General features: G+C 50.4%; 14 protein-coding genes and 4 pseudogenes. 8 read left to right on the top strand and 10 right to left on the bottom strand.

The features are described from left to right. Positions 1–2: 2 nt before the first annotated feature. Positions 3–875: a serine/threonine protein kinase gene (locus NMLP_RS15855; RefSeq protein ID WP_394296874.1), complete on the top strand. Its 873-nt coding sequence runs from the start codon at positions 3–5 to the stop codon at positions 873–875. A 292-nt stretch (positions 876–1,167) separates the two neighbouring features. On the opposite strand, the pseudogene NMLP_RS07315 reads toward NMLP_RS15855, so the two are convergent. The 5 genes and pseudogenes from NMLP_RS07315 to NMLP_RS14295 all read right to left on the bottom strand — a co-directional run bounded on the left by NMLP_RS07315 (position 1,168) and on the right by NMLP_RS14295 (position 10,378). Next, positions 1,168–2,048, bottom strand: a pseudogene (locus NMLP_RS07315) (IS1595 family transposase). 136 nt (positions 2,049–2,184) lie between these two features. Next, positions 2,185–4,200, bottom strand: coding sequence for a protein kinase domain-containing protein (locus NMLP_RS14775; RefSeq protein WP_015409483.1), 2,016 nt, complete (start codon positions 4,198–4,200; stop codon positions 2,185–2,187). A gap of 690 nt (positions 4,201–4,890) precedes the next feature. Further along, positions 4,891–6,999, bottom strand: coding sequence for an outer membrane protein assembly factor BamB family protein (locus tag NMLP_RS14305; protein WP_160169584.1), 2,109 nt, complete (start codon positions 6,997–6,999; stop codon positions 4,891–4,893). Positions 7,000–7,243: 244 nt separating this feature from the next. Further along, positions 7,244–9,508, bottom strand: a complete 2,265-nt coding sequence (locus NMLP_RS14300; RefSeq protein WP_015409481.1) for an outer membrane protein assembly factor BamB family protein — start codon at positions 9,506–9,508, stop codon at positions 7,244–7,246. 235 nt (positions 9,509–9,743) lie between these two features. Beyond that, a pseudogene (locus NMLP_RS14295) lies at positions 9,744–10,378 on the bottom strand (IS6 family transposase). A gap of 109 nt (positions 10,379–10,487) precedes the next feature. Between NMLP_RS14295 and NMLP_RS07305 the strand changes: the two are divergent. The 3 genes from NMLP_RS07305 (at position 10,488) to tsaA (ending at position 13,057) form a co-directional block, all read left to right on the top strand. Next, positions 10,488–11,561 carry a hypothetical protein gene (locus NMLP_RS07305; RefSeq protein ID WP_015409480.1) on the top strand — a complete coding sequence of 358 codons (1,074 nt, stop codon included), beginning with the start codon at positions 10,488–10,490 and terminating at the stop codon, positions 11,559–11,561. 147 nt (positions 11,562–11,708) lie between these two features. Continuing rightward, complete coding sequence (locus NMLP_RS07300; RefSeq protein ID WP_049926265.1) at positions 11,709–12,146, top strand: hypothetical protein; 438 nt, start codon at positions 11,709–11,711, stop codon at positions 12,144–12,146. Between the two features lie 419 nt (positions 12,147–12,565). Next, entirely contained in the window at positions 12,566–13,057 is a 492-nt protein-coding gene (tsaA, locus tag NMLP_RS07295) for a tRNA (N6-threonylcarbamoyladenosine(37)-N6)-methyltransferase TrmO (protein ID WP_015409478.1), read from the top strand. Between the two features lie 121 nt (positions 13,058–13,178). Here the strand turns inward: tsaA and NMLP_RS07290 are convergent. The 5 genes and pseudogenes from NMLP_RS07290 to NMLP_RS15105 form a co-directional block, all read right to left on the bottom strand. Beyond that, a pseudogene (locus NMLP_RS07290) lies at positions 13,179–13,999 on the bottom strand (IS5 family transposase). A 286-nt stretch (positions 14,000–14,285) separates the two neighbouring features. Continuing rightward, a complete protein-coding gene (locus tag NMLP_RS14290; RefSeq protein ID WP_231857217.1) occupies positions 14,286–15,368 on the bottom strand; it encodes a hypothetical protein in 1,083 nt (360 codons plus the stop codon). 687 nt (positions 15,369–16,055) lie between these two features. Continuing rightward, positions 16,056–17,102 carry a hypothetical protein gene (locus tag NMLP_RS07280; RefSeq protein WP_015409476.1) on the bottom strand — a complete coding sequence of 349 codons (1,047 nt, stop codon included), beginning with the start codon at positions 17,100–17,102 and terminating at the stop codon, positions 16,056–16,058. 8 nt (positions 17,103–17,110) lie between these two features. Further along, positions 17,111–18,316, bottom strand: a complete 1,206-nt coding sequence (locus NMLP_RS14285; protein ID WP_015409475.1) for an NAD(P)/FAD-dependent oxidoreductase — start codon at positions 18,314–18,316, stop codon at positions 17,111–17,113. 89 nt (positions 18,317–18,405) lie between these two features. After that, positions 18,406–18,636: a hypothetical protein gene (locus tag NMLP_RS15105; RefSeq protein WP_152024112.1), complete on the bottom strand. Its 231-nt coding sequence runs from the start codon at positions 18,634–18,636 to the stop codon at positions 18,406–18,408. 1,172 nt (positions 18,637–19,808) lie between these two features. Between NMLP_RS15105 and NMLP_RS07265 the strand changes: the two are divergent. The 4 genes and pseudogenes from NMLP_RS07265 to NMLP_RS14770 form a co-directional block, all read left to right on the top strand. After that, positions 19,809–20,576: pseudogene (locus NMLP_RS07265) on the top strand (CNNM domain-containing protein); the annotation flags it as partial. 514 nt (positions 20,577–21,090) lie between these two features. Beyond that, positions 21,091–22,038: an AAA family ATPase gene (locus NMLP_RS07260; protein ID WP_015409473.1), complete on the top strand. Its 948-nt coding sequence runs from the start codon at positions 21,091–21,093 to the stop codon at positions 22,036–22,038. A gap of 202 nt (positions 22,039–22,240) precedes the next feature. Continuing rightward, positions 22,241–22,804, top strand: a complete 564-nt coding sequence (locus NMLP_RS07255) for a TATA-box-binding protein (protein ID WP_015409472.1) — start codon at positions 22,241–22,243, stop codon at positions 22,802–22,804. Between the two features lie 102 nt (positions 22,805–22,906). Beyond that, a protein-coding gene (locus NMLP_RS14770) for an IS630-like element ISNamo14 family transposase (protein ID WP_015408582.1) occupies positions 22,907–23,925 on the top strand; the annotation gives its coding sequence in 2 pieces (ribosomal slippage) (positions 22,907–23,405 and positions 23,405–23,925; 1,020 coding nt in all). Positions 23,926–23,995: the final 70 nt, after the last annotated feature.

Below are 23,995 nucleotides of genomic sequence, written 5' to 3'. Positions count from 1 at the left end.
TCGTGGTCAGCAGTGGCACCCGCCCCGTTCCAGAGACGATTCCAAGTCCACCTCGACGCTCATTCACTTACGAGGACTTCGATTACGAAGAGCCACTCGGCCAGGGTGGAAACGCCGATGTCCACCGAGCTACCATCGAAACTGACGATGGTCGACTAAGACTGGCGATCAAAACACCCAGAATGAAGGGAACACTCCACGCTGAAGCTGTTAACCAAATAGTAGACGAAGCTAAATTATGGCAACAACTTGATGACCACGACCACATCGTTTCCGTTGTTGACTACGGGTCCGAGCCATTGCCATGGATCGGAATGGAGTACATGGATGGCGGGCATTTTGGCGAGCGTATTGCCGGGATGGATATACGGCAAAAATGCTGGACAGCGCTGACGATAACCCGTGCGGTACGTCACGCCCACGATCGCGGCGTCGCTCATCTTGATTTGAAGCCCGAGAATATTCTGTTTCGAGAGGTTGAGGATGCATGGGATCCACCAAAAGTTGCTGATTGGGGACTCTCAAAACACTTGCTTGACCACTCTCAAAGTGTTGAAGGGATCTCACCGCAGTACGCTGCTCCCGAGCAGTTTGATTCTGAAGCCTACGGTGACACCGATACCGCTACCGATATCTACCAGCTTGGGGCTGTATCGTACGAGCTCTTTACGGAGCGACCACCGTTCACGGGCCAGACATTCGAGATAGTAAACAAGATTCAAAATGAATACTTGGCTCCGCCGAGCGAGCATGCTGATATCCCAGCAGCACTCGACGAAATTATTCTGAAAGCCCTCAAGCGTCGCAAAGCTGATCGGTACGAACACGTGTTATATCTCCGAGACGATCTAAAAGAGGTGTTTGAGTCTATTTGAGGTTCTCTATCGCTAGATCGTTGGGAGGGTTATCAGTCAAGCGGAGGTAGATAAGATACATAATTCGGAGCAACACGGAGCCTGTTCGCAAGATCACCTGTGGATTTGTTATATATTTTAGCTGGTGATTGGTTATTAGGAAACCCGATCAGACCATTCGTCTTTAGTTAACGAACCGCGTGACAGCGGTGATATTTCTTCCCTGTACAAAAATCAGTTGAGATCTCTCTTAAAAATGTTTTGACCTAAAACTAAATAAGACAATCGCTCTTGTGAAGCACGTTGTTGATTTTCAGAGGGCGGCGTCGAAAGCATGTTTGAGTGCTTCGTCACCTCGTTTTCTGTAGAGTTCGCAGCGGAGCTGAAAGGATCTGAGATACGGCGTTAGCTTGTCTTTTGACACTCCTCGGTGGGGCGAGAGCCACCGTCGCGTCAGCGACGCGTGGCTCTCGCAGGTGTTGACGTGGATGTCGCCGTCAGCGTATTCTCCGTCGCCGTGGACGACGTATTCGCGGGTGAATGCGTCGTCTTCGAGCGGTTCGTACGCTTGAAATCCGTCGGTATAGACGGTTATTGACTCCTGTTCGCAGTTGGCGAGCAGGAGTCGAATGGTCGATTCCTCGGCGGATTTCGCTGGCACGACGTACCGATCGTCCGAGCCACGATCGACCAAGGTGAATACCGGCGGTTTGTCGCCGTCGTACGATCCTCGTCCACGCGTGGACAGGCCACGCGAGCGTGACCGGAGTCACGCTCGCGGCCTTTGAGGCCAGCCGAGACGTACACTTCGTCGATTTCGACCGGTCCAGACAGCCTGATCGAAGGCGAATCAAGCGCTCTGGCGAAGCGCTCGACACGTCGTCTCACCGTTCTGTAGGAAAGATTGAGTTCCGCCTCAATCTGCCGAATGCTCGTGTTAAACCGCAAGAAGACGTAAATCGTGAAGTACCACTCTTTCAGCGAGAGCTTCGCGTGAGCAAAGATCGTGCCGGTCTTCTCGTTGAACGTCCGACCGCAATTCTCACACAAATACCGTTGATACACCCGATAGCTGCCGTTTCTGACCGTCAGGTCAGAACGGCAGCGGGGGCACTCCACGCCATCACGCCAGCGAACCTGTTGGAGCAGGTCCGCTGCAGCCGATTCCGACACGAACCGGCGTATTGGGAACATATCGGGCACCGCTGTCGCGGTGCCCTTGCTCTCTTCGACTTTCAGCCGCAGCTCTCGCTATCAACAATCTGCTTCACAAGAGCGAAATAGATTTTGCTTATCTAATGGCGTATTTAGAATGAAACGACTCAGGGACCTATTTGCGGAGTTCCTCAACCTCGTCCCGGAGATGAAGGACGGTCTCGTGGCGATCTTCGGGATATGGCGAAAGAGCTTCTGACAATATGTCGCCGAGTGCCGTCTGGTAAGACTCCAATCGCTCGGATAACGCTATACACTCCTTGGATTGAACTACAGTCTGGGGATCTCCATCCGGATACGAGCCATATGGAAGAGATCCAGTTAATAGCTCGTATCCGACAAGCCCAGTTCGATACACGAGACTTTGTTCGGTTATTGTATTATCGAATTCTTCAGGAGCCATATACCAAGGGTTACGCGCTTCGAATTCGTCAAGCAGCCCACGAAGTTTTACGTTAGAATCATCGGGTAATAAGAGATTATCTGTTGTAAGATTCTGATAAACCAGCCCGTATCTGGAAGTATGATGTAACGCTTCACAGATCTGCTTAAGCCACTTACTACACGTATCGACCGAAATCTGTCCGATATAGCCGGAGAGAGAGGGATGATCCGCCGGCTCAATTGCAGCCCATGGGACAGGCTCCTCTCCAGTCTCGACTACCGACAAGAGATTCGGATGCGGCTTTATTTGTGACCACGGTTGGACCGTATCGACGAAGTGGTTAATATCGGAGGCGCTGAGTGTTTCATTCGGTTCTACAGTCAACGTAAGGACCCATACCTGGGTTTCACCGGGTGATGCTTTCTGTACTCGAACTGTATCGGACTCTCGAACAGTCTCAATGATTTCAAGCGATTCGTAGTCGTCGACTGAAAGAGATACTTCTTGAGATTCGGTAGTCGGTTGTCGTCCTATCGATTCTTGATTGTCCTCTGTAGAAGTGTCTCTACTCGTATCACGGCGTAGCCTTCGATATCCAAGATACGTTGCACCAGCGCCCATCATTCCTCCAAGCCCCAATAGTAGGGGTGAATTCCCCGGGTTTGAGAAGCGCCGGAACACCGCGCCAGTTATCGAATCATTGCCCTCTCCAGTAAGAGCAGAGATTGAGGGGGACTCATCGGATAGAGTGCTAGCTCTCTCGGTAAGTTCCTCTGCACGGCTGATCGCTTCGTCACCCCCCTCATGAATACTGAGCGAGTGAGTGTATGAGGCGGTTTTACCGGCATCCAACGAAAGGCCATCAACACCGAAATCAATGGTATCGACGCTGAAGCCCTCGGTCACACGAGCAGGTGGGTTTTCCTCGCTTCGAGGTAACTCCGATTTATTCTCGTACTCTAGATCGGAGCCGTTGATCCCCCGGTTATCGGTGATGGCTTGAACCGGATCCGTATGACCACCTAAATAACTCAGCGTGATTCCGTATCGGTCCGCAAACTGGGTAATGAAATGCGTTGAATCGGTCAATTCATGGGTATACCAGAGGTCGCTCTCCGCAAAACTCTGAGGGGAATCCCCATCAATAGAATACCGATACGTTCCCTCAGGATTTGCAAGCGGCGGGACAACAGCAAGAACCCAACCGTTGTGTATATGATTATCCGGTCGCCGAATAGTAAGTGACTCTTCTCCGGTATTTGCAAGTATCATTTCGGTTAAAACGAGTGGTTCCTCCGGCGGGACAAGAGAGCGCTGTTCAATCCTATATTCTGTCTCCGTATTGAATTCGAAGGTTCGTATTAGTGAGAATCCCTGCCAGCCCTCGCCAGAGAGGCGTGTAGATTCGACAGTTTCGACATAGTTTAGTCGCTCTTCCTCAGGTGTGTATCCGGAGAAACGAAACGGTCTTTTCAATCTGTTTTCTCCATCAAATTCGAGCGATGAAGCATATCTACCCGAACTAATGTAGTCTGGAGAAAGCCCTAAACTGACCAGATCGTTGTTCGCTTGAAATGTTTCTTCTTGTTGTCCAGCCACCGTAGCAACGCCAACTATCCCAGCAGTACCCAAGGAGGCTGAAGTGCGTAGTAAATGCCGTCTCGATAACATGTCTATAGGATCACTTTGTTGATCCAGCTGTCCATCTGGGATTGAGTCCGATTTTTTCGAAACAGAGCCCTTCATTAGATGTTTCGACTGCTAACGTTTTTTCAAAACCATGGTGAGTCCATCCATTACTGCCGTTGAGCAACCCCAATTCCCAATACCCGCGCATTAGCATGGTATCTATCTTCTTTTTACTTAAAATTGAGCGTGTCATAGAATAGGTCTCGTGATCACCCACGTATTCGGATCCAGTAGCTCCGGGACGGTCGAACCCGTTCCCACAGCAGCCGTTCGTTGTGAGGCACGCGATGGTCGATAGACACAAAATGTCAGTACCAACAAATAGACGGGTATTCTCTAACCGCTTCGTAAAGCCGTGCACTAAGTGCAGGCACTTGTACACCTGTTACGGATTAAAATGATAACCAGACCGATAAGAGAGTGGGGCGTATTCTATGACACGCTCCCTCTCTGGTTATTTCTTGTGCATTTCCAATGTTACTAAGTCCAAATATTATACCAACACCTGAACTTATTATGCTTAGTACCTCTCTCCTATTAGCCCCCACCGACATAGTTATACATGATTCTATCTTCCCTGCATAATATATTTTATTTTCGTTATCTGTGAATTGGTCCAGATGCGACTAACTGGCGATCCTTGGTGAGGTACTGAATATATCTGGCACCGATCTGGTTATCATGAAATGGTTCACTAATCTATTAATTTCTACAGAAGATAACTTAAATTAGAGTATTATAACACTCTCATCGTAGACCTTGATCTAGTTCGTCCCGTAGATGGAGTACCGTTTCATGACGATCATCAGGATCTGCTGCTAGCGCCATTAACAGAGTTCTATTGAGTTTTTTCGGTAACTTTGGGTTTCGTTCTGAGGGTGGGGTTACCGACGAGCCAGCATCATCTAGTGGTTGCCCCGAAAGAATCTCGTATCCTATTGCACCGAGCCGATATACAGCTGCACTCTCAGCTGTCTGTCCTTGTTTCTTCGCTGGTGGTTCGTATGGCGTTTTTTCTGTCGGGGTTATGTAATCAAGGACCCCTCGAAGTTTCAGCGTGTCTTCGGGGGTAACTAGGAGACTTTCGGGGGCAAGCACGTCGTAATTGAATCCGTACCGAGAGACATGGTGAACCGCTTCGCACGCTTCCTCAACAAATGCAATTCGCTGTGAAAGCGAATAGTCTGCAGCTGTCTCAATAAGCGTCGGATAGTCTGCCGGTTCGACCGCGACCCATGGTAACGGCTCCGTGCCATATCCGTAGACTGAGATCAGGTGTGGGTGGTCCTCGAATTTTGTCCAGGGTTCGATTCGGTCATTGAATTCTTCGATATTTGTCGCCTGAATAGTCTCGCTATCCTGTGAATTATATGTGATGACCCAGGCAGACTGGTGGTCCCCCCGAGTTACGGCTGCCTCAATTTGATATTGAGATCCCTCCCTAACAGTTTCTCTGAAATCAAACTCACTGTAGGACGATATCCCGACGTCGCCATTCCCCGGCCCAGCATGCGACGGATTTGCCACGCTACCCGTAGTCTCTGTCGCCTTTTCCTCATTCTCTCTTGAAGATTGACGCCATTTATACGTTAGATACCCACCGCTGGCAATTCCGGCGGCAAGTATGGTGCCAACAAGACCGGTGTCTTCACTAGCACGCCGGAATATCGCTGCGACAGGATTCGTACCCCCGTCATCGCCTCCGGAGAATGCGTCGATATTGATGTCTTGGCCTGCGTGCCGCCATGTCTCGTGATGGTTTAATGAACCATCATGTGCTCGAGACCCCTCACTAGAACCGTCGATACCGGCTTCAAGTGCGTATATTATCCCCTCGTCACGCCCTTCCCGACTCCCAATGTATACAACACCGTCAACGACAATTGGCGACGAGGAGACTTCATCGTTAGTCTCGAATCGCCATATCTCGGTGCCCTCAGTGCTATCAAGAGCGTATACGTTTCCGTCACCACTGCCAATAAACACCCGTTCCCCTACGACAGTCGGTGATGACGCTACTGTAGAACCTGTCTGAAAAACCCACTCCGGTTCCCCGCTGTCCGCATCGATTGCATACACGTTGTTATCGGCGCTCCCAACAAAGACGGATCCTGCAGCTACTGTTGGTGACGAACTGACAATATCATCGGTTTCAAACTCCCAACGTAGATCACCACTGTCTACGTCAAACGCATAAACGTTTCCGTCCTGCCATCCACCAATATAGACTGTCTCGTCTGCTACTGTTGGCGAAGACTGCCCCCCACCGGTTTCACTGGCCCATCTCTGTTCGCCGGTCTCGGAGTTCAACGCATACAAATTTCCATCATAGCTACCAAACAACACAATATCGTCTTTGACGACCGGTGAAGACGATATCCGATCGTTAGTTTCAAATTTCCACTTTTCCTCCCCTGAGATTGCACCAACTGCATAGAGACCAGCGCCTGTAGTGTCTTTTCCTCCGGAGTCTCCGTTGCCTACAAATACCGTCCCGTCTGCGACAGTTGGCGATGACCTGCTCACATGACCCGTATCGAAACGCCACAATTCATCTCCGCTGGTTCTGTCAAGAGCATAGATATGATGATCATTACTGGATATATATAGGACTTCGTCGACGACCGTTGGTGTTGCATTTATGTACTGGTCAGCTTCAAACCGCCACTGCTCTTCACCAGTTTCTGCGTCTACTGCGTGTACATCACTTCCATTAGTTCCAAAATAAACGGTATTATCGACCACGGTTGGAGAAGACACGATTATGGAGTCAGCTTCGAACCGCCACAATTCGTCACCCCCGGCAGCTGCGGCTATTCTAGTACTTCGGACGCCGATCGTCGATGCAACCCCCACACCCACTGACTTTCGTAACAAAGCCCGCCTACCGAGACCCCCCGTAGTTTTTGAACTGAATTGGCTCATTTCCCCATTCGTCAGGTGGTTACAAACACTGATTAAAAGTATTTTGTGTCGATTATATTAAATTAGTGCACGGAATGACGTTTTTCCACCATAGCCATTAAACCCCGTATCAAATGCACCTAAGCCCCCTCAAAGAAACCTTGCATCTCAGCGGGGGTATCTAACAAACCAGAATTCAGGTTGAATGATATACCCGACGCAGGTCATCGCGGAAATGAAGCGCAGTCTCGTAGCGGTCGGATTTCTCTCGGGCAATCGCGGTTAGCAGTACCTCGTTGAGTTCGCTAGGCAACTCCGGGTTTAGCTCGGAGGGTAACTGTGGATCTTCATTAAGAATCGAATTAACCATACCGGCGTATGACGCACCTTCGTACGGGAGTTTGCCGGTAAATAGTTCGTACGCGACAACTCCCAGTTGGTAGATATCCGTTCGATCATCCGTACCGCCATACATCTCGGGGCGAACCTGTTCAGGAGCTGAATAGTCTGGCGTCAGTCCGTGTACGCTCATGGAGTGATCTAGCAGAACATTCGCCAATCCCCAGTCAGTCAGTTTTCCGATTCCACCGGTGGGCGACTCGGTGAACAGAATATTCGCCGGTTTGATGTCCGTGTGCGTGATTCCATGTCGATGCGCATGGTGGAGCGCCTCAGAAATCCCCTCGAGTTCGATGAAGAGATTCTCAAACGATAACGATGCTGCGTTGTCGTGTAGCGTTCCACCTTGCATATACTCCATTGCGATCCACGGGAGGGGTGTCTCACCCCAGGCGTGAACGGTGACGATGCGGTCGTGATCGTCGATGCTATTCCAGAGCTCTGCCTCGTTAAAGAACTCCGAGAACGAAGACGCGTCAACGGTATCATCACCGGACGTCCGCGGTGTTTTCAGAGCTACTGTCTGCGATGTTCCATCAGTCATGATCTGGGCTTTGTGGACGTCAGCAGAGCCACCTGCTCCGAGTTGTTCTTTGATATCGAAGTCACTGTAGGAGACATCATCTCCGAGTAATTTCGACGTGCTGTCCGACATTGATTTGTTATCTCGTATCGGAGGCGCATCGCCCGATAACATTGTATTTGTCTTGGAGCCCTTGAGTGTCGTCGATGACTCACTGGATGTGCCCCTATTGAGCAGCCTCTTTCCAGTGTACCCGGCTGCAACGAGTGTTCCGATTCCGCCCGATATCCAGAGGAACGGCGAAGGAACTTCGGAAGCGGTCGCCGTCGCACGCGATGCAGCTGAGCCAGCGAATGTCTGTGCAGTATATGCGAACCCGGAGCTACTCGTTATTGCGTATACTGTGCCAATTTCTGTACCGAAATACAACACGTCATCGGCGACACTCAATGGTGTCGTAATAGCATTTCCCGCATCAAATGTCCATAGCGGCTCTCCCTCGGATATGGAGTGCGCGTGGATGGTTCCATTCGCCGTCCCGGCAGCGATTATATCAGTAGTCACAACGGGTCCAGTAGTGATTTCACCAGCCACCGCAGTTTCCCAAAGCGAGTCACCAGTAACTATATCAATAGCAACTATCGTTCCGCCCTCGGTTCCAACATATAGCCGATCGTCAGTCAGTGCGGGTGTTCTGGTAACTGTTCGATCTAATTCAGCCTCCCATTGAACGGTCCCTCCCGTCGAGTCAATAGCATAGACAGCGCCTCTCTGTGTCACAGAATATATATTACCCTCGGTAGCAACTGGCGACGCAAATACTTCTGAGTCTGTCTCTAATGCAACAGTTCCTTCTCCAGTGGCTATATCAACTATATGAATAGCCCCGTCTCGAGTAGCCACGGCTAATACATCATCAATAGAGCAGGGTACGGTAGCAATCATACCATCAACTTGGTAGCGCCATGATTCGTCTCCAGAATCCCGGGTGACGGAATAAACTGTTCCATCCGCTGACGCTACATACACATGATCCCCGATGACTGTCGGCGAGGTATAGATGGCACTATCGGCTTCGAACGACCAGGTCGTGTCACCCGTATCGCGCTCAATCGCGTATACATGACTGTCGAGCCCGCCAACAAACAGTTGCCCACCAGTAACGGTTGGTGTCGATGTTCCACTCGGAAGGCGTAGATCCGACGGAAGCGATCCAACGCCTTGATCATACGTGGTCGTGTTACCCTGCTCGGTAACTCGATAAACGAGGCCAGATGAGTCAGAGAAATACACCTCCCCCTCGATTACGGGGATACCTGAACTAGCCCTATCACCGATACTAAGCATCCACCGTTCCGAGGCGGAGTCACCATCTAGACTTGAATCAGGGTTGTAGTGACGGTTCTGTTCGTCGTGACCAAACGTTGGCCAGTTACCACTGCTGGCTGTGGCCGTCCCGGAGGCAACCGTTCCTGCTCCAACGGTTCCGATACTCAACTTAATGAAATCCCGTCGGGTTATCCCCCTCCCGGTTGCCATACTGTTGGATGGTTTTGGAGGTACATTATGTGTTTTGTTCAACGCTCTTACGTAGCACATTGTTGATGTAGAGCTGTCTTACGATTCTTGTTTGAGTCTGCTGGGACAAGAATTAGCTGGTCAAGCGCTCAAACGGGGGGCCTCTGTTCCGGCCCTCCTGTGAGAAGCAGTATTAACAATCCCCTACCGAAGAGCGTCCGCTCAATTTTGATTGCCTAGGTGGCAACGGTAGTGTTCAGGTACGCTGATTCCATGCGAAGACGAAGGGTCGAAGCCACCCGTCGTCGGTGTCGGCTTCGACGTTGCTAAAACAGTTTGAGAAATGATAGTTCGTCGTTTTACCTCTCGAAAGACACGTTCGACGCTATTCCGATTTCCGTGGCGTTCATATCTGAAATCGAGGCTGTGGCGGCGACAGACGTCTTTCAGTGAGTGCGAGCCATCTACGAGAAACACCGCGTCGTCAACGTCGTGTTTCTCGCGGAGTTCGGCAAAGAACGCGTGAGCGATTACCTTGTTTGTCGTCGGTTCAGGCGTTGTATGTAGTAATTTGTTTGTCTCAGGATCGACAGCAGCGTACAGCCAGTACTGCTCATTATTGAGTCGGATCACGGTCTCATCCACCGCAACGTGATCCGGATTCCGACCAGACTCGGGCTGTAGATCTGCCCTGTGAACCCAGTTGTGAATAGTAGATTGAGCTCGACTGACACCGAATATCTCAAGAATAGAAATGGTATTCGAAAGTGATAGGCCAGCTAAATGGAGTTGAATACCAAGCTTCATCAGTAATCTCGGTGTCGCTTCTCGCTCCACAAAACCTAATTCGATCTCGTCCAAACAGCCGTTGAGGTGGGCGTTTTTGGGCATAGAGCACTCAAAAAACGTACCGTCTCACTTTTCATTCTTATCTGAACACCGCCATTTTAGCTGCACCCAATTTTATGTATATTCCTCAACATCAACTACTCAAGTACGTATGTCCACGACAGGTTCGGAACAATATCGAGGTCAGCTTCTTATCGAACGGATTGCCGAGCGTTCCCACGTTGACTCGCTTGCTCACCGCATCCCCCGATTTAATCTTTATCCGCCGTATCTTCTTGTTGGACTGGTCTTATTCATCGAATACGGAATATTCGATCTGTACAATTACTTCGTTTCTGGAAAAAACTCATTCATTATTGAACCCAACTCACTAGCAGTACCTGCGATGGTGATTCTCTCTGTCGTGGGGGCCCGGTATATAAATGACACCTATGCCGATGCAATCACTGCGCTCCGAATCGACGATCGGGATATATCAACTGATCAGGCTCTGTTTGAGGATCTGGTTTCGTTTCGAGTTCAAATGGCAGTGGCAATAGTTGCATGGGTGGCTATACAGGGCTTCAATATTTTTGTACTGGGATTTGGGGAGCTCATACAAATAAACGGGATCGGATCAGTTATTTATTCACAGTTAGCCTACACATTCGTGTATATCCCAGTCTTGGTTGAGTTTGTGCTCGCATATTTCACCGTTCACTTCGCTGTGCCACGGCGGATTAAGAAGGTCGGCGTCAGTGTATTTTTTTACGATCCGCGGAAGATGGGCGGTTTCCAGTCTATCGGAGAACTGCTCAAGCGGTCGTATTATTTGTACACGCTGACTCTAATTTTATACTTCTTTCAGACGAAGGGTCCGGTCATTATGTCCCAATACACCGCAGCACCGTATAGCGCTCCGAATGCCCCTATTGTCGAGGTTGTGCTCTCAGCCGCTTGGATTGTTGGAATCGTGACTATCGGGTATTCGATGTACCGAATTCATTCTATCATGAAAAATCAAAAAGAGAGACGGATCAGAGAACTCGAGGGTGAACTTACTGATGTAATGGAGCGCCCGTTTAAGATTCGAGAAACAGAGATTACTGACCAAGATCAGTACGAGAGAATCCGAGACCGATTACAGCACGTACAGGATACGCAAACCTATCCAACGACATTTACGATGTGGTCGCAAATCTTCCTGAGCGTCCTGCTCCCGCAGGCCCTCAATCTAGTTGTCTAAGGTCAGCGTGTCATGGAAGTCTTTAGACGGTACAGTCGTTTTTATTCCCTTTCAGAGCGTTACAGTCGCAGGCACATTCTATTGGCCAATTCAGGATTCATTTAGAAAAAGTAGGTGAAAGTAATCTATAGTATACAATAGATGCATATGTCGTACGATTTCGCGGAGCGGGAGACGGTCCAGTTCGGTGTCGTCAGCGAGCTGTTTCCGGTCGCGGAGTTGGACGCCCCGCTCGTCCAGAGCCGCGACGCACAACTGCGGCGCGAGGCACTCGACGAGGAGGCGATCATCGCCGTCGCGCCGGAGAGCATGGCGACTGGCTACCATCTCGGGAGCCACGAGTTGACGCTGATCGCCATCGATGACCTCCCAAAAGCACTGACGCGTGCGGTATCGGCGGCCGTAGACGGACCGATCGAGGCCTACAGCCACATCCAATTGGGCAAACGCATCGAGAGCGGCTCGAACCGCTCGCTGTCGGAGTTCGAGGCGGCGACACCGGCAACGCGGTTCTGTCCGCCGGGGAATAAAACGGCGACTCGTACAGCGCGGCCAACACATCTCCGAAGGCGGCGTCGACGCTGATGATCCGATCCAGCGAAGTCCCTTGGGCGTGGTCGGCAATCAGGTCGTCGGGCGGGGCATACATGAGATCCTCCAAGGCGACGTAGCCGACCCGCGTGTTGCCGTCGACGATGGGCGCGACGTCGTAGCCGTTCGTTCGGAGCCACGTCGCCACCATCCCGACGGATTCGTCGGCCCTCGGCGCCTATGGATCGGCATTCGCGAGGTCCCGAGCCGTACATCGATACAGTGGTTCGCTCATACCCGCTCACACGGACGAGCTCATTGAGCACGATGATGCCGGCGAATCAAGGACGATATAAATAAATAAAAGGCTCTGTTGAAACCCTCAACTGCTGATAGTTTTGAGAGGCGATGCTGAATAAAGCGCGCAAGTCGGTCACGACACTGATTTCTCAATCGAAGACCGAAGTATAGACATGCCTGATGAGCAGTTCCAGTACGAGTCAATTGGTGTGATTCGGACGCCCTTCGAATCGCCAGATGGAATGCCGATCCAACCGACTGGAGCAGATGACGCAGCTGGGACTGTCAAGGTTGACGAGTCATACGCGGATGGTTTGCAAGACCTAGACGGGTTTACCCACTGTATCTTGCTGTATCACTTTCACGCATCTGGTGACACCGCTTCCTTGCAGGTTGAACCGTTTCTTGATGACGAAAAAAGAGGCGTCTTTGCCACGCGGGCACCACAGCGTCCGAATCAGATTGGACTCTCTGTTGTCGAAATTGAGTCCGTCAGAGATCACGAGGTGACTGTGAGGGGAATCGATGTCGTTGATCAGACGCCGTTGCTGGATATCAAACCGTTCGTTCCTGACTTCGATGTTCCGAATGATGCAGACACAGGCTGGATCAACGCATCGAAATCAACAATCCAATCAAAGCAGGCCGATGAACGGTTTCTTTGATCGGTTCGTCCTATGTGGACTGGTCTGATACTCGCAGCGTTCGGGCTTTCGGCTCTGGGAGTTCTGAGGGCTGCCATATCCACTGACCTATTTCGCTGTCTCGCTCATCGATATCCGCTGTTCAGAGTGATGTGTCGATGTTGTGAGTGAGACAGCCGACAACGAGTTCACGGAATTGCTTCCACCAGTGTCGTGAGCGGACGAATGCCCATATTTCCGTTTAAGACTGGAGTTTACTGTCTCGTTTTGACTTCGTTGGCCGTAGAGGTCGGCATCTAGCCGAGCATTCCACGCCTTGTTGAGCGACGAAAATTCTCGGTACTTGATGACCGGACGAACACCATCTTCACGGGCTAACGCGCGAACCTTCTGGTCGTCGTATCCCTTGTCACCGAGGAGAATCGTTACTTCATCTGTATTCCGCTTGATGAGCGACGGTGCGATCTGTGAGTCGTGTTTTCTGGTCGTCGTCACGTGGAGATTGAGGATGGCATTCGCTTTCGTGTCCACGAGCAGTGTGACTTTCAACCGTTGAATCGTCAACTTCGTTCGCTTCGTGTAGTGTTTTGAGGCGTGGCTGCGATCGAAGCCGGAGGCGTCGATACCGACGACGCCATTGGTCGGGAGAAGCGTAACCGAGAGGTTGAGAAGACCCCGCCAAACAGCCATGTCCAGGCGGTTAAACGCCTTACACAATGTCGAGGGGGACGGAATTTCCTCAAGTCCGATGGCGCTCCGAATCCGAGGCATCTCGATAAGTTCGTCGAGAAGCGTCCGATACGTCGTATTTTTCCGAATTTTGAGGTAGAGCAAGACGATGTGCTGGTGAAGTGTGTACCGTCGTTTCGAGAATTTCGAGGAGTAGCGAGCGACAGCTCGTCGGGCCAAGTGATACGCCTGCTCAACAAACCGGAGCAATCGTGACTCCGGGAGGGCCTGCATTCGGTCAAATTACCGTTCGATCCTGCAATTCTCTGAGGACTTCAACAGAGCCACCAGGCCTGTAGTCTGGGCACAGATCGCGAACAGACCTGGGCGTGGATCCAGCGTCTATACCGTCGCGGCGAAGCGTATGAGTCAAATACGGGGTACCTTCGACGTGTCAATTGACATCGGTATACACCTGTCGCTCACACCGACAGACACCGATCCCGACTTTTCAAATCGCTATACAGCTGAGCCAACACTAACTGTAATTGTGTAGTAGCTACAGTCGGGGCAACATATCTTACCTGCTGAAAACATCAACAGAGTCTGAGGACTCTATCTCGAACGCTTTGTCGAGCAGGTCAGAGACTTCCTGAAGCGCCTGTACCGCTGTTTCGTCGACTTGAGCGCTCACTCGCTCTGTTTCCGCTGGATGTTTCTTTCCAAGCGAGAGAACGACATCACCATCTGGAGATAGCGATGCGGAAAGCCACGACGTGACTACAGACGTGCCCGCAAACCAAGCCGTCATCAGATCATGCCACGGCTGGTCTCGATCTCTTTTCGAGGGACGATCCTGCCCAAACGCCCGTTGGCTCAACTGGTTAGCAAATGACCGCAATTCCGTGCAGTCGTCTACTTCAACCTGAACGGTGACACGCTCCGTTTCTGGGTCCCAGCCTCGCCCCTTTTTTCCAAGCTGGAACGTAACTTGCTGCGTTGGTGAACGAGATACCGTCACCCAAGCGCGTCCCCTCTGTCGCAGTTGTCGATGTACAATAGGAACCCACTCTCCTGATTTATCAAATGAAGCCCAGTACTCCCCAGGGATCGGGATTTCTAACGATACGTTTGGGGATTTCTCCTGCCATAGCCATCGGATAACGTCTGGGTAGCCCTCTGTCCCAGTTCTCGTCGGAAGAGCACAGGGCCAGACGGTCAGCATTTCTGAGAGGTCAACATCATACTCAGAGAAGTCATCTTCTTTAAGCCATACAACACTGTATTCGTGTTCCAGGTAGTGCTCGCTGACAGCCTCGATATCTTTTCCGTGGTTGCGATACTGCACCTCAGCTGCGATACCCTTCGCATATGGTGCGCGAGGCTCATCGAAGGCGAGAAGAACGTCCGCGATCCGGTTGCCGACGCTCGACTCCAACTCAACAGATGCGTCGGGGAAGTCGTGCTCGAGTCGCGCGTAGGCGATTGATTTCATCTTCAGATGCTCATCTGACTCGCCGGGGCACTCGCCGGTGGCTTCGAGGTCGGCAAAAGTTATCTGCCCGGATCGAGCGCTCAATTCAGATGCCCGCTCCTGCTCGTGGTGGCGGAAATGCCGAGAAACGAACGCCGAGCCACGTTCATGCGACTGCACAACGGCCATTTGACACTCGCAAACGGGACAGGTGACAGTGGTGCCATCAGCCACCTGTGGAGGGATTACTTGAGTTCCGTTGAGCAAGCCAAGGTATGGCATAACAACTCACACCATTTATTCTATTGCGTCTGATAAATGGGTTAGTGACTTAGAATATGGCTGCCGAGGTGACTGCCGGGTTGTCTGATAAACCGGCACTACACTTCGACTTATTTCCATCACCAACCTGTTATGCCGAATATAGCTACCAGTTGCTGACTGATAATAAACATGTCGCGGAAAAATTTAATTTATCGGTATCGAGAGACACGGTTCCACCGGACAGCACATTGGGCGTGGGCGCGAGCCACTTAACCAACACTTCGACTATTCCGACACCACTGTGTTGGTTAATGATTTACTGGATCATGAATAGCGGACTCTATCAAAATATTGGCAGATATAGTTGTGCAAGATGCAGGGCGCGTATCTACAGGAAATCCCTATCAGAGTGAGATATCTTTAGACGGTCGATACAGTAGAACTATCTACCAACGTTGGGAGTTCCACACCATACTCTCGTTGGATACCGGTGCAGAACCCGTGAGGAAACCCTAGACTGCCCAGAGACTCTCGTGGGCACTAGGTAATCTGACTAACCAGATATCGACCCCGGATTCTAAAGAGGAGGATATCCGATTCTACCGGAGGTTCTCATATGAGATTCGGTAGATAGAACTCAACGAACATAAATAAAATAGGCAGTATTACAGAACCGATTAGCTGAGTTATCATATTCAATTGGAGGGGATACAGGCTCACCGAATTGTAATTGTCATAATTCCTTTGGACCCGTTCAAGCTCTAATCGCTTGTTTAGTTCAGAGAGTTCATCGTTATTTGGGTTGTTCGTGGCATTCTCTATACGATTGTACTCTTCACGGAGATCTTCAAGCACATTGTCTCGATACTCTTGGGCTCTACGATTGACAATTGTAGTAGGGTAAATGAACGACACGAATATCGTGAAGACGTATATACTTGCAAAGACGAAGATAACCTCTGAGATGCCACCTGAGGATGAAAAATAGAACAGGAGGGGTAAAATCAAGGAAGCCGATGAGAACAGGAGGGTCGTCCGAATGGAGACATATCCAACGTTGCTGAGCCCTCCGAGGTTGTCGGGGTGGAGTGGGTCGATTTCCAGCTCGTATTCGGTGATTTCTCGGATGAGAAGTATCGTCGTTACAGGCCCGACAAATCCATGGCTCAATATAGCCCCTACGTAGATCGCATAAGCATACGTAGTCCACAGAAACACCGATCCTGCACCAACCATGCCCTGGCTCTGCAAGGCAGGTTCACTTGCATATATAATAGATACCGTAGCAATCGTCCAGAAAGTAGCGACCGAGATACGGTGTTGAGCAAAGAAATCGTTGTACTTCTCCGCCATCTCATTGCGGGTATCCGCATCAGAGATGAGTTCACCAAGGTGACCGAAGAACCCTGGCAAAACCCGCTCATCATAGAACCATATTAAGTACGGTGCGATATTGACCCACGTGAGGGCCAGTATGGAAGCGTACAAGAACGATCCTGATATCGAATCCCAAAAGACGATCGTATATGAGATCGACAATATATTCCAAGGCAGAGAGAATTTTAATATACTGACTAAAAGTGGGTTCTCAATTCCGAACAAACCGCTCTCTACGTGCTTGCTCACCCAGTGACTGTTATGATCGAATTGTTCGTACATAGTTCAGTTTACACTGATTTTCTAGTATCATATTCCCAGGTGTCAGTGTACGCATTCAGCAGCCGCTTGAGCATCCCGCTATCAGCAACCAACTGTGTAGCAACGACTGGATGTTGAATCACACGCCCAATCACACGTCGAGGTTGACGAGTGATATCATCGATAGTCAATCCTTCCAGTGCTTCAGCGACACTGGCAAGTAGCTGAGGATCTTCATGTTCCACCCACGCACCTCGCATTAACCGAGCGAGACGATATTCAGATTTCATATTATTGAACAATACGTCCGGATAGACTGATTCTCTTCCCTCCGCAATCAGTTCTGCGAGGATATTTGCTGACCGTATCCCTTGGCAGATACCCTCTCCCTGATACCGATTAGCTATACCAGCCGCATCACCCACTAAGAAGACGTTGTCCTCGGGAATGTGAACAGATTGGGGTTCGAGACTGGGACCGCGTGGGATCGTATAGATATTCACATCTTCCTGAGCTGGAACCGGGAAGCCATTCCGCTCTGCTGCTGCCTCCAACGCGCTCATGTAATCATTCGGTCGTTGGTCACCTGCCCACCCGATTCCAACGTTCGCATGTGTCTCCGACTTTGGAAACGACCAAGAGTAACCGACGTACCCTTCAAAGAAGATTCGAGGATACTCAATGTAGTCAGAAAAGTTTCCTTTCACGGAGGCGTTCAAAGCCACCATGTCCCCCGTATAATCGGGAACCTCATCGTTGATCTTATGAGTGAGGGAAGGTTGACCCGTCGCGTCCACAACATAATCATATTCTTCGGTTATATCATGATATTCCCCCGCAGTGACTGATTTACCAGTTTCAAAAACAACTCCTTTCTTAGAGAGCCTTCGGGCCCACTGCTGCTCCACTGTATCACGGTCACAAATATAACCTGCATCACACCTAAGATTCGAGACTCCCAGTGGTTCCTCAGCGGAACTCCGATCAGTACCCGTGTATACTCGTAGTTGGAACCCCGTGACGTTATTAAGAAATCCATTCGAGGGATTTTTTTCCAACGGGACGAGGGTAGCGTCGTTAATGGCCTCACCACAATCTACCCGTTTGTCATCGTACTCCTGGCGTTCAAAGACACGTACCTCGTTTATTTTTTTCAAATCGACGAAGTTGTCTGCTGCAGCCAACCCCGATACTGAGCCACCGATGATGGCCACATCATGATCTTGTGACTTCATTTCCTGTATATATTATAAATCATAAGTTAATAATTCTCGGTTGCAACCCCCAGACCAACGATTTTAGAGTTGAGTGTGAACATTTAATACTAAAAGTACGAACTTTCGGGTTTGCGCATTATATGCCCAAATCTTGGACAATTAAATTGCATATGGTTCTTATCCTTGATTATCCCATCATCATGGGCCTGGCGAAAATCTACATTTTGCTTGGCACATGGCAAGTGCCAATACTCCTCGTAGTTCCCGCAGGTCCCATATTTTGTATTTTCTACACTTTTTTCACAGTACATGCACTCTGGGAAACCGAAGAGTCCCATAGAATAAGTAACAAACTAGTAGTATATAATAGTAATCACTAGAGTCGTTCACTACATTCGGCCTGCTCCAGCTGACGTTAGACACACGCTCTATCGTACTAGTGATTAGTTGCAGCAACATGTCAAGACCAAGTTTAAGTTACATCTTGCACGACATCGGTTGATAATGTCACTGGTTCGATAACTGTCTCATGACCTCAAGAGAACTCAACGTAATCGGGTTATAGGATAACTCGATTACAAACCCCCCAAATCACCCCCCTCACCACCGAATCACCCCCTCAACGACCATTTTTATGATCGAATACTTTATAATATCTGTTTATTGTCCGGATCGACGACGCTGGCGACGTCGCTAAATACTGGCTCTCTCGTGACGAGTTGGCCCACCTCGAGCGAACAGCTGGTCACGGCGGCTGGATCCGAGAGGTCGCAATGCAACTCATGGGGCAGTGTGGCCTTCGTGCCGACGAGGTCTCCTATCCGGCTGACGACCATCTACGGTGGTCCGAGGACGGCGATCAGGAGTATAGAGCAGTTCCCAGCGGCTCATTAGAAGGGCGCTCGCTATAGGGTTAAATATCGATTAGAGTGTCCGATACGCGTTTTATATTCGCCGACGAACTTGGATCCGAGAGACTATGATCCCATGCCGGTATTCGAACGCCTCACCGACGATTGTTAGCACCGTACTGTTCGGCGCGCTTTTTATTGGCATGGCCGCCCTTCTGACCGTGTTTGCGTCAATGGGGAGCGTCTTAGGTGTTTTCACCAGCATTGTCCTATTAGGCCTCCTCCTTATGATTATAACCCAATTGTTGGTAGATACAGTACGACGTCGACAAGAGGAGATCTCGGAGCAGATTGAATCGGTAGAACTGAAATTGCGGGAACAGAGCGACGAGTCACAGCTACCGTTCTTTCTTATTAGATGGAAGCAGTTTCGTGACTGAGAGGACAAATAAGAATGCCTACCGGCATTCAGCGCTTGCCCCGGTGAAAACAGATTCTTTGTGAAAGTTCTATGACACTCTCTGGCTGTCCAATATGAGTGTGTCATAGAACAGATTATGGGCCCGCCTTACAGCAGTGTCTTGCAGTCTTGTCAGGTCAAATCCGCATTCCCTCCTATTTATACACTGTTTCGTGTCTGGGATTAATGTGACCAGACAATGGAACCGCTTGAGATCGGACTGCGGATACTCGGTGGCATCATCCTCATCGGGGTGAACGCGTATTTCGTCGCAATCGAGTTCGCACTAACCCGAGTCAGACAGTATCCCGAATCGGAGTTCAATACGCCTGGACTCGAACTCGCTTGGGAGATGACCAACGACCTGGAATTTTATTTGACGACGTGTCAGGTCTGGATCTCTGGGACCAGTATCGCACTGGGGATCATCGCCGAACCCGGACTGGCAGCCCTGTTCGAACCGTTATTGGAAAACACTACCCTCGCATCGGTCGGGGCCGGTTCACTCCTTGGGTTTCTCCTCATCAACCTGATCCATCTGACCCACGACGAACAGACCCCGACGTACCTCGGTGTCGAACGTTCTAAACAGGTCGCCCGGTACGGGGCACGTCCACTGTACTGGTTTGCCAAGATACTCGCCCCGGCCATCTGGGTCGGTGACTCGGTTGCAAAGGGAACGCTCGGCCTGTTCGGTATCAAGATGACCCAGGCGTGGACAGAGACCGAAAAAGAGGCCATCGAAACCCGGGCTGACCTTCGAACCCGACTTGGATCAGTACTCGAAGACGGCGACCTGCCTGCGGACCGCCGCGAAGAAATAATGAACACATTGACTATCGGCGAGCAGTCTGTTGGAGAAATTATGATTCCTCCCGAAGACATCGTTTCACTTTCTACCGAAGACGATCCTGAATCGAACTTCGAAAAACTCGAACAGCACCCACATACGAGATACCCACTGGTCACACCCACCCCACGTTCCAACTGTATTTGAGTATAGGTATGGACTTCTTTAGAGGTATCTAGTAGAACAACACACCCCCCATTCCAAGTGTAAATATCCCGTTTTTGGGCGTTAGAGACTCTAAAATAGCTTGATAGGATATACTAATTTAAAAATTGAAGATATCTACCTCGTTAGCCTCTACCTCATGCTTTCGTCAGAGATACAGTTGGAATACGGGGTGTGTGGCCTCACCGTTGATACTGTGTTACTGATACTCAGCTCTCCGTCGCACATATCAGAACTTAGAGTTGGAACGTGGGGTGTTTTCGATGTGTGGAACGCTACCACCGATGATTGTCAACAAATACACTTGGAACGGAGGGTGTGGTCGAATACAGTTGGAACTTGGTGTGTAGCTTGTTAGGGGTGCCAAACTGTTATCCGCTCTAGAACTTCTCTATTCCAATAATTCAAGCGAATACAGTTGGAATGTGGTGGGAAAGTATTTATATCATGTCTATATATAGCCTGTATGGAAAATGAGTCGGGCGAACAGACAGGAATTGACGACCCGCTTTTCGCCGATGCACATACGAAACGGTCGTTGATTGTCCGTCCCGAACTCTTGGAGGTCGGCCACGTTCCCGATCAAAACCGGATTATCGGTCGAGATGTCGAGATGGGAGAGGTCGCCTCCAAACTCGAAGCGGTAATCCGAAATGAACCGCCATCGAATTTCATCATTTACGGGAAAACTGGCACCGGCAAATCACTTGTCTCCCAGTCAGTCGCTGTTCGTGCTCAACAGGCGGCTACACAGAATGGCGCTGACGTCGGCGTCGTGGCGATTTCAAATAAAATCAACTACCGCAAATCCCTCAATGAACGAGTGAAATCTTCGCTTGGCGACGACGAACTCGTTTTTTCACCCTACGACGGCACCCAACTACAGGCAATTTTGGAAGCCCGAACTGATGCTTTCCGTGATGGGGCGTTGGACTCTGCTGTCATCCCAAAAACTGCCGCACTGGCCGCTCGCGAACATGGGGACGCACGACGAGCGATTCGAATTCTACGCAATGCTGGCGATATTGCGACCAAAGAAGAAGCCGAGAAAGTTCGTGAAGATCATGTCGACCGAGCACAGAAACGCGCTGAGGCCGACCGCTTATGTGAACTCCTGTCGGGATTACCACCCCACTCAAAATACATCCTGTTTGCACTGGCAAACCTCGATACCAAGGACGACAGTCGTGAGGAATTCCGCACGACTGAGGTGTACGAGACTTACGAGGCCATCTGCGAATCCGAAGTGAGCGACCCACTCGGGTTAGACCGGGTTCGAGATCTCCTTCGGGAGTTGTCGTTTCTCGAAATCACTGAATCCAACAAAACTGGCGGTGGGCGTGGCCGCGGCTCGTATACGCTCCACACATTGATGAACTCCCCAGAGGCTGTTTTCGAGATGATTAATAAGTAGGAGGCAGCGGCACCCAAGATCGTCTCGTCAAAAGTGTATTCTGTAATTGCGACCCGTCTGAAGAGAAGAGTGCTGTTGAAAAAGATGGGATTTGGAGCCTTACAGCACATCGAAGGAGCCCTCCAATTGCGTCCTCTTGAGCTGACTCCCGGGATTAGTTCGGGTTTTATTACAGTCTGTCTTGAGTGAGTCGACACGTATTATGTCTTCCGTCAGTGAAACGATCGATATCGAAAACGTCGTGGCTTCTACCGACATTGATCAGGAACTCGCACTCGACAGCTTGGCGATGGATCTCAGCGGTTCCGATTACGATCCGGATAATTTTCCAGGACTTATATATCGGACACAGGAGCCTCAAGCCGCGAACCTCATCTTCCGGTCCGGGAAAATTGTCTGTACCGGGGCCAACACCGTCGACGATGTACACAGCTCCCTCCAGATCGTCTGCGAGACGCTTCGTGATCTCGGAATTGACGTTATTGAGGCTCCGACGATCACCGTCCAGAATATCGTCTCTAGCGCGGATCTCCGAGCCCAACTCAACCTCAACGCCATCGCGATTGGATTCGGGCTCGAAGACGTCGAGTACGAACCCGAGCAATTCCCCGGGCTGGTCTACCGACTCGATACTCCCGACGTTGTAACATTATTATTCGGCTCGGGCAAGGTCGTTATCACCGGCGCAAAAACTCCTGATGCAGCCGAAGAAGCCCTCAAGAAGGTTTCCGGTGAATTGAGTGAACTTGGACTGGTAGACAGCTAACGGAGAGTGATACGGAGTATTCTTCAGGATCAGTACCTCACGAAGCATCCACAGCTATACTGACGGCTAAACTTATTTGTGTATAGAGCTTGTTTTTACGGTATGGACTACTTGGAGAAGATCACTGTTGACGAACTCCAAGAGATTTTAGCCGAAGTTGATGAAAAGAAACCAGTTCAGAGAATTCTTGCCGGTATCGCCTACAAGGACGGTGTCGAGCAGCAGACAATTGCGGAGCGGCATGATGTCCATCCAAACACGGTTCGTAACTGGCTGATCCGACTCGAACGGCTCGACTCAGAGCCGTTCGAGTCGGTCGTCTACGATGATCCTCGCCCCGGCCAATCACGCGAACTTGACGAAGCTGACCACGACCAATTCATCGAAGCTCTCCACGATTCTCCCAAAGAAGTTGGACTTGATGCGCGTGCGTGGACGGTTCCGCTAGCCCAGCAGTATCTTGAAGATGAGTTCGATATTGAGTACTGCCGCCGTCATATCCGGCGATTGATGTCCGAGGCCGGGCTGTCCTGGAAGACAGCCCGGCCAGAGTACGTCAAAGCTGATGAACGAGCTCAGGATGCGTTCCGCAAAGGCTTCAAAAAAAGACGGACGATCTGGACGACGACTACACAATCATAGCAATCGACCAGACACGCCAAGAGATCACGACGGATCTTGTCCACGCGTGGTTTCCAGAAAAAACGCGCCCGACACTCCCGGTGTCGGGCGCGTGGGAGAGTCTCAAACTGCTGGGCGGTGTCACCGCCAGCGGTGACACCTTCTTTCTGAAGTGTGAAGACAACTTTACCGCTGACATCACGACGCGGTTACTGGACGCACTCCAGACCGAGTTCGGCGAGAAAATCTGTGTTGTCCTGGACAATGCCCCGTATTTCGCGGCGAACGATGTCCACGACTACGTTGAAGACACACCGATCGAACTGTGCCACCTTCCGCGGGGTTCACCGGAGCTGAACCCCGCGGAAGGGTGCTGGCAGAAACTCAATCAGCGGCTTGGTAACCAACTTTTCGAAGAACTTGATGAACTGAGAGAAGCCGTCTTCGATGCGCTTGCGTCTATAGACCCACCAAACATCTATAATTATCTCTGTCCGTGAGTATAATTTATTCTGAAGCTCTGATCCTATCCTGAGGCCCCATCGAAACCGGATGAATGTCGCTTTTCAA

This window comes from Natronomonas moolapensis 8.8.11, assembly GCF_000591055.1.
In the GTDB taxonomy this organism is placed as follows: Archaea; Halobacteriota; Halobacteria; order Halobacteriales; family Haloarculaceae; genus Natronomonas; species Natronomonas moolapensis.
Note: the sequence above shows the minus strand (reverse complement) of the source record. Positions and strands in the feature narration are given on the sequence as shown.

What these genes read in the sequence shown, in the direction of transcription:
- NMLP_RS14775 (WP_015409483.1), bottom strand. Translation starts at nt 4,200, where the DNA reads ATGAAGGGCTCTGTTTCGAAAAAATCGGACTCAATCCCAGATGGACAG.
- NMLP_RS14300 (WP_015409481.1), bottom strand. Translation starts at nt 9,508, where the DNA reads ATGGCAACCGGGAGGGGGATAACCCGACGGGATTTCATTAAGTTGAGT.
- NMLP_RS07305 (WP_015409480.1), top strand. Translation starts at nt 10,488, where the DNA reads ATGTCCACGACAGGTTCGGAACAATATCGAGGTCAGCTTCTTATCGAA.
- NMLP_RS07300 (WP_049926265.1), top strand. Translation starts at nt 11,709, where the DNA reads ATGTCGTACGATTTCGCGGAGCGGGAGACGGTCCAGTTCGGTGTCGTC.
- tsaA (WP_015409478.1), top strand. Translation starts at nt 12,566, where the DNA reads ATGCCTGATGAGCAGTTCCAGTACGAGTCAATTGGTGTGATTCGGACG.
- NMLP_RS14290 (WP_231857217.1), bottom strand. Translation starts at nt 15,368, where the DNA reads ATGGCCGTTGTGCAGTCGCATGAACGTGGCTCGGCGTTCGTTTCTCGG.
- NMLP_RS07280 (WP_015409476.1), bottom strand. Translation starts at nt 17,102, where the DNA reads ATGTACGAACAATTCGATCATAACAGTCACTGGGTGAGCAAGCACGTA.
- NMLP_RS14285 (WP_015409475.1), bottom strand. Translation starts at nt 18,316, where the DNA reads ATGAAGTCACAAGATCATGATGTGGCCATCATCGGTGGCTCAGTATCG.
- NMLP_RS15105 (WP_152024112.1), bottom strand. Translation starts at nt 18,636, where the DNA reads ATGGGACTCTTCGGTTTCCCAGAGTGCATGTACTGTGAAAAAAGTGTA.
- NMLP_RS07260 (WP_015409473.1), top strand. Translation starts at nt 21,091, where the DNA reads ATGGAAAATGAGTCGGGCGAACAGACAGGAATTGACGACCCGCTTTTC.
- NMLP_RS07255 (WP_015409472.1), top strand. Translation starts at nt 22,241, where the DNA reads ATGTCTTCCGTCAGTGAAACGATCGATATCGAAAACGTCGTGGCTTCT.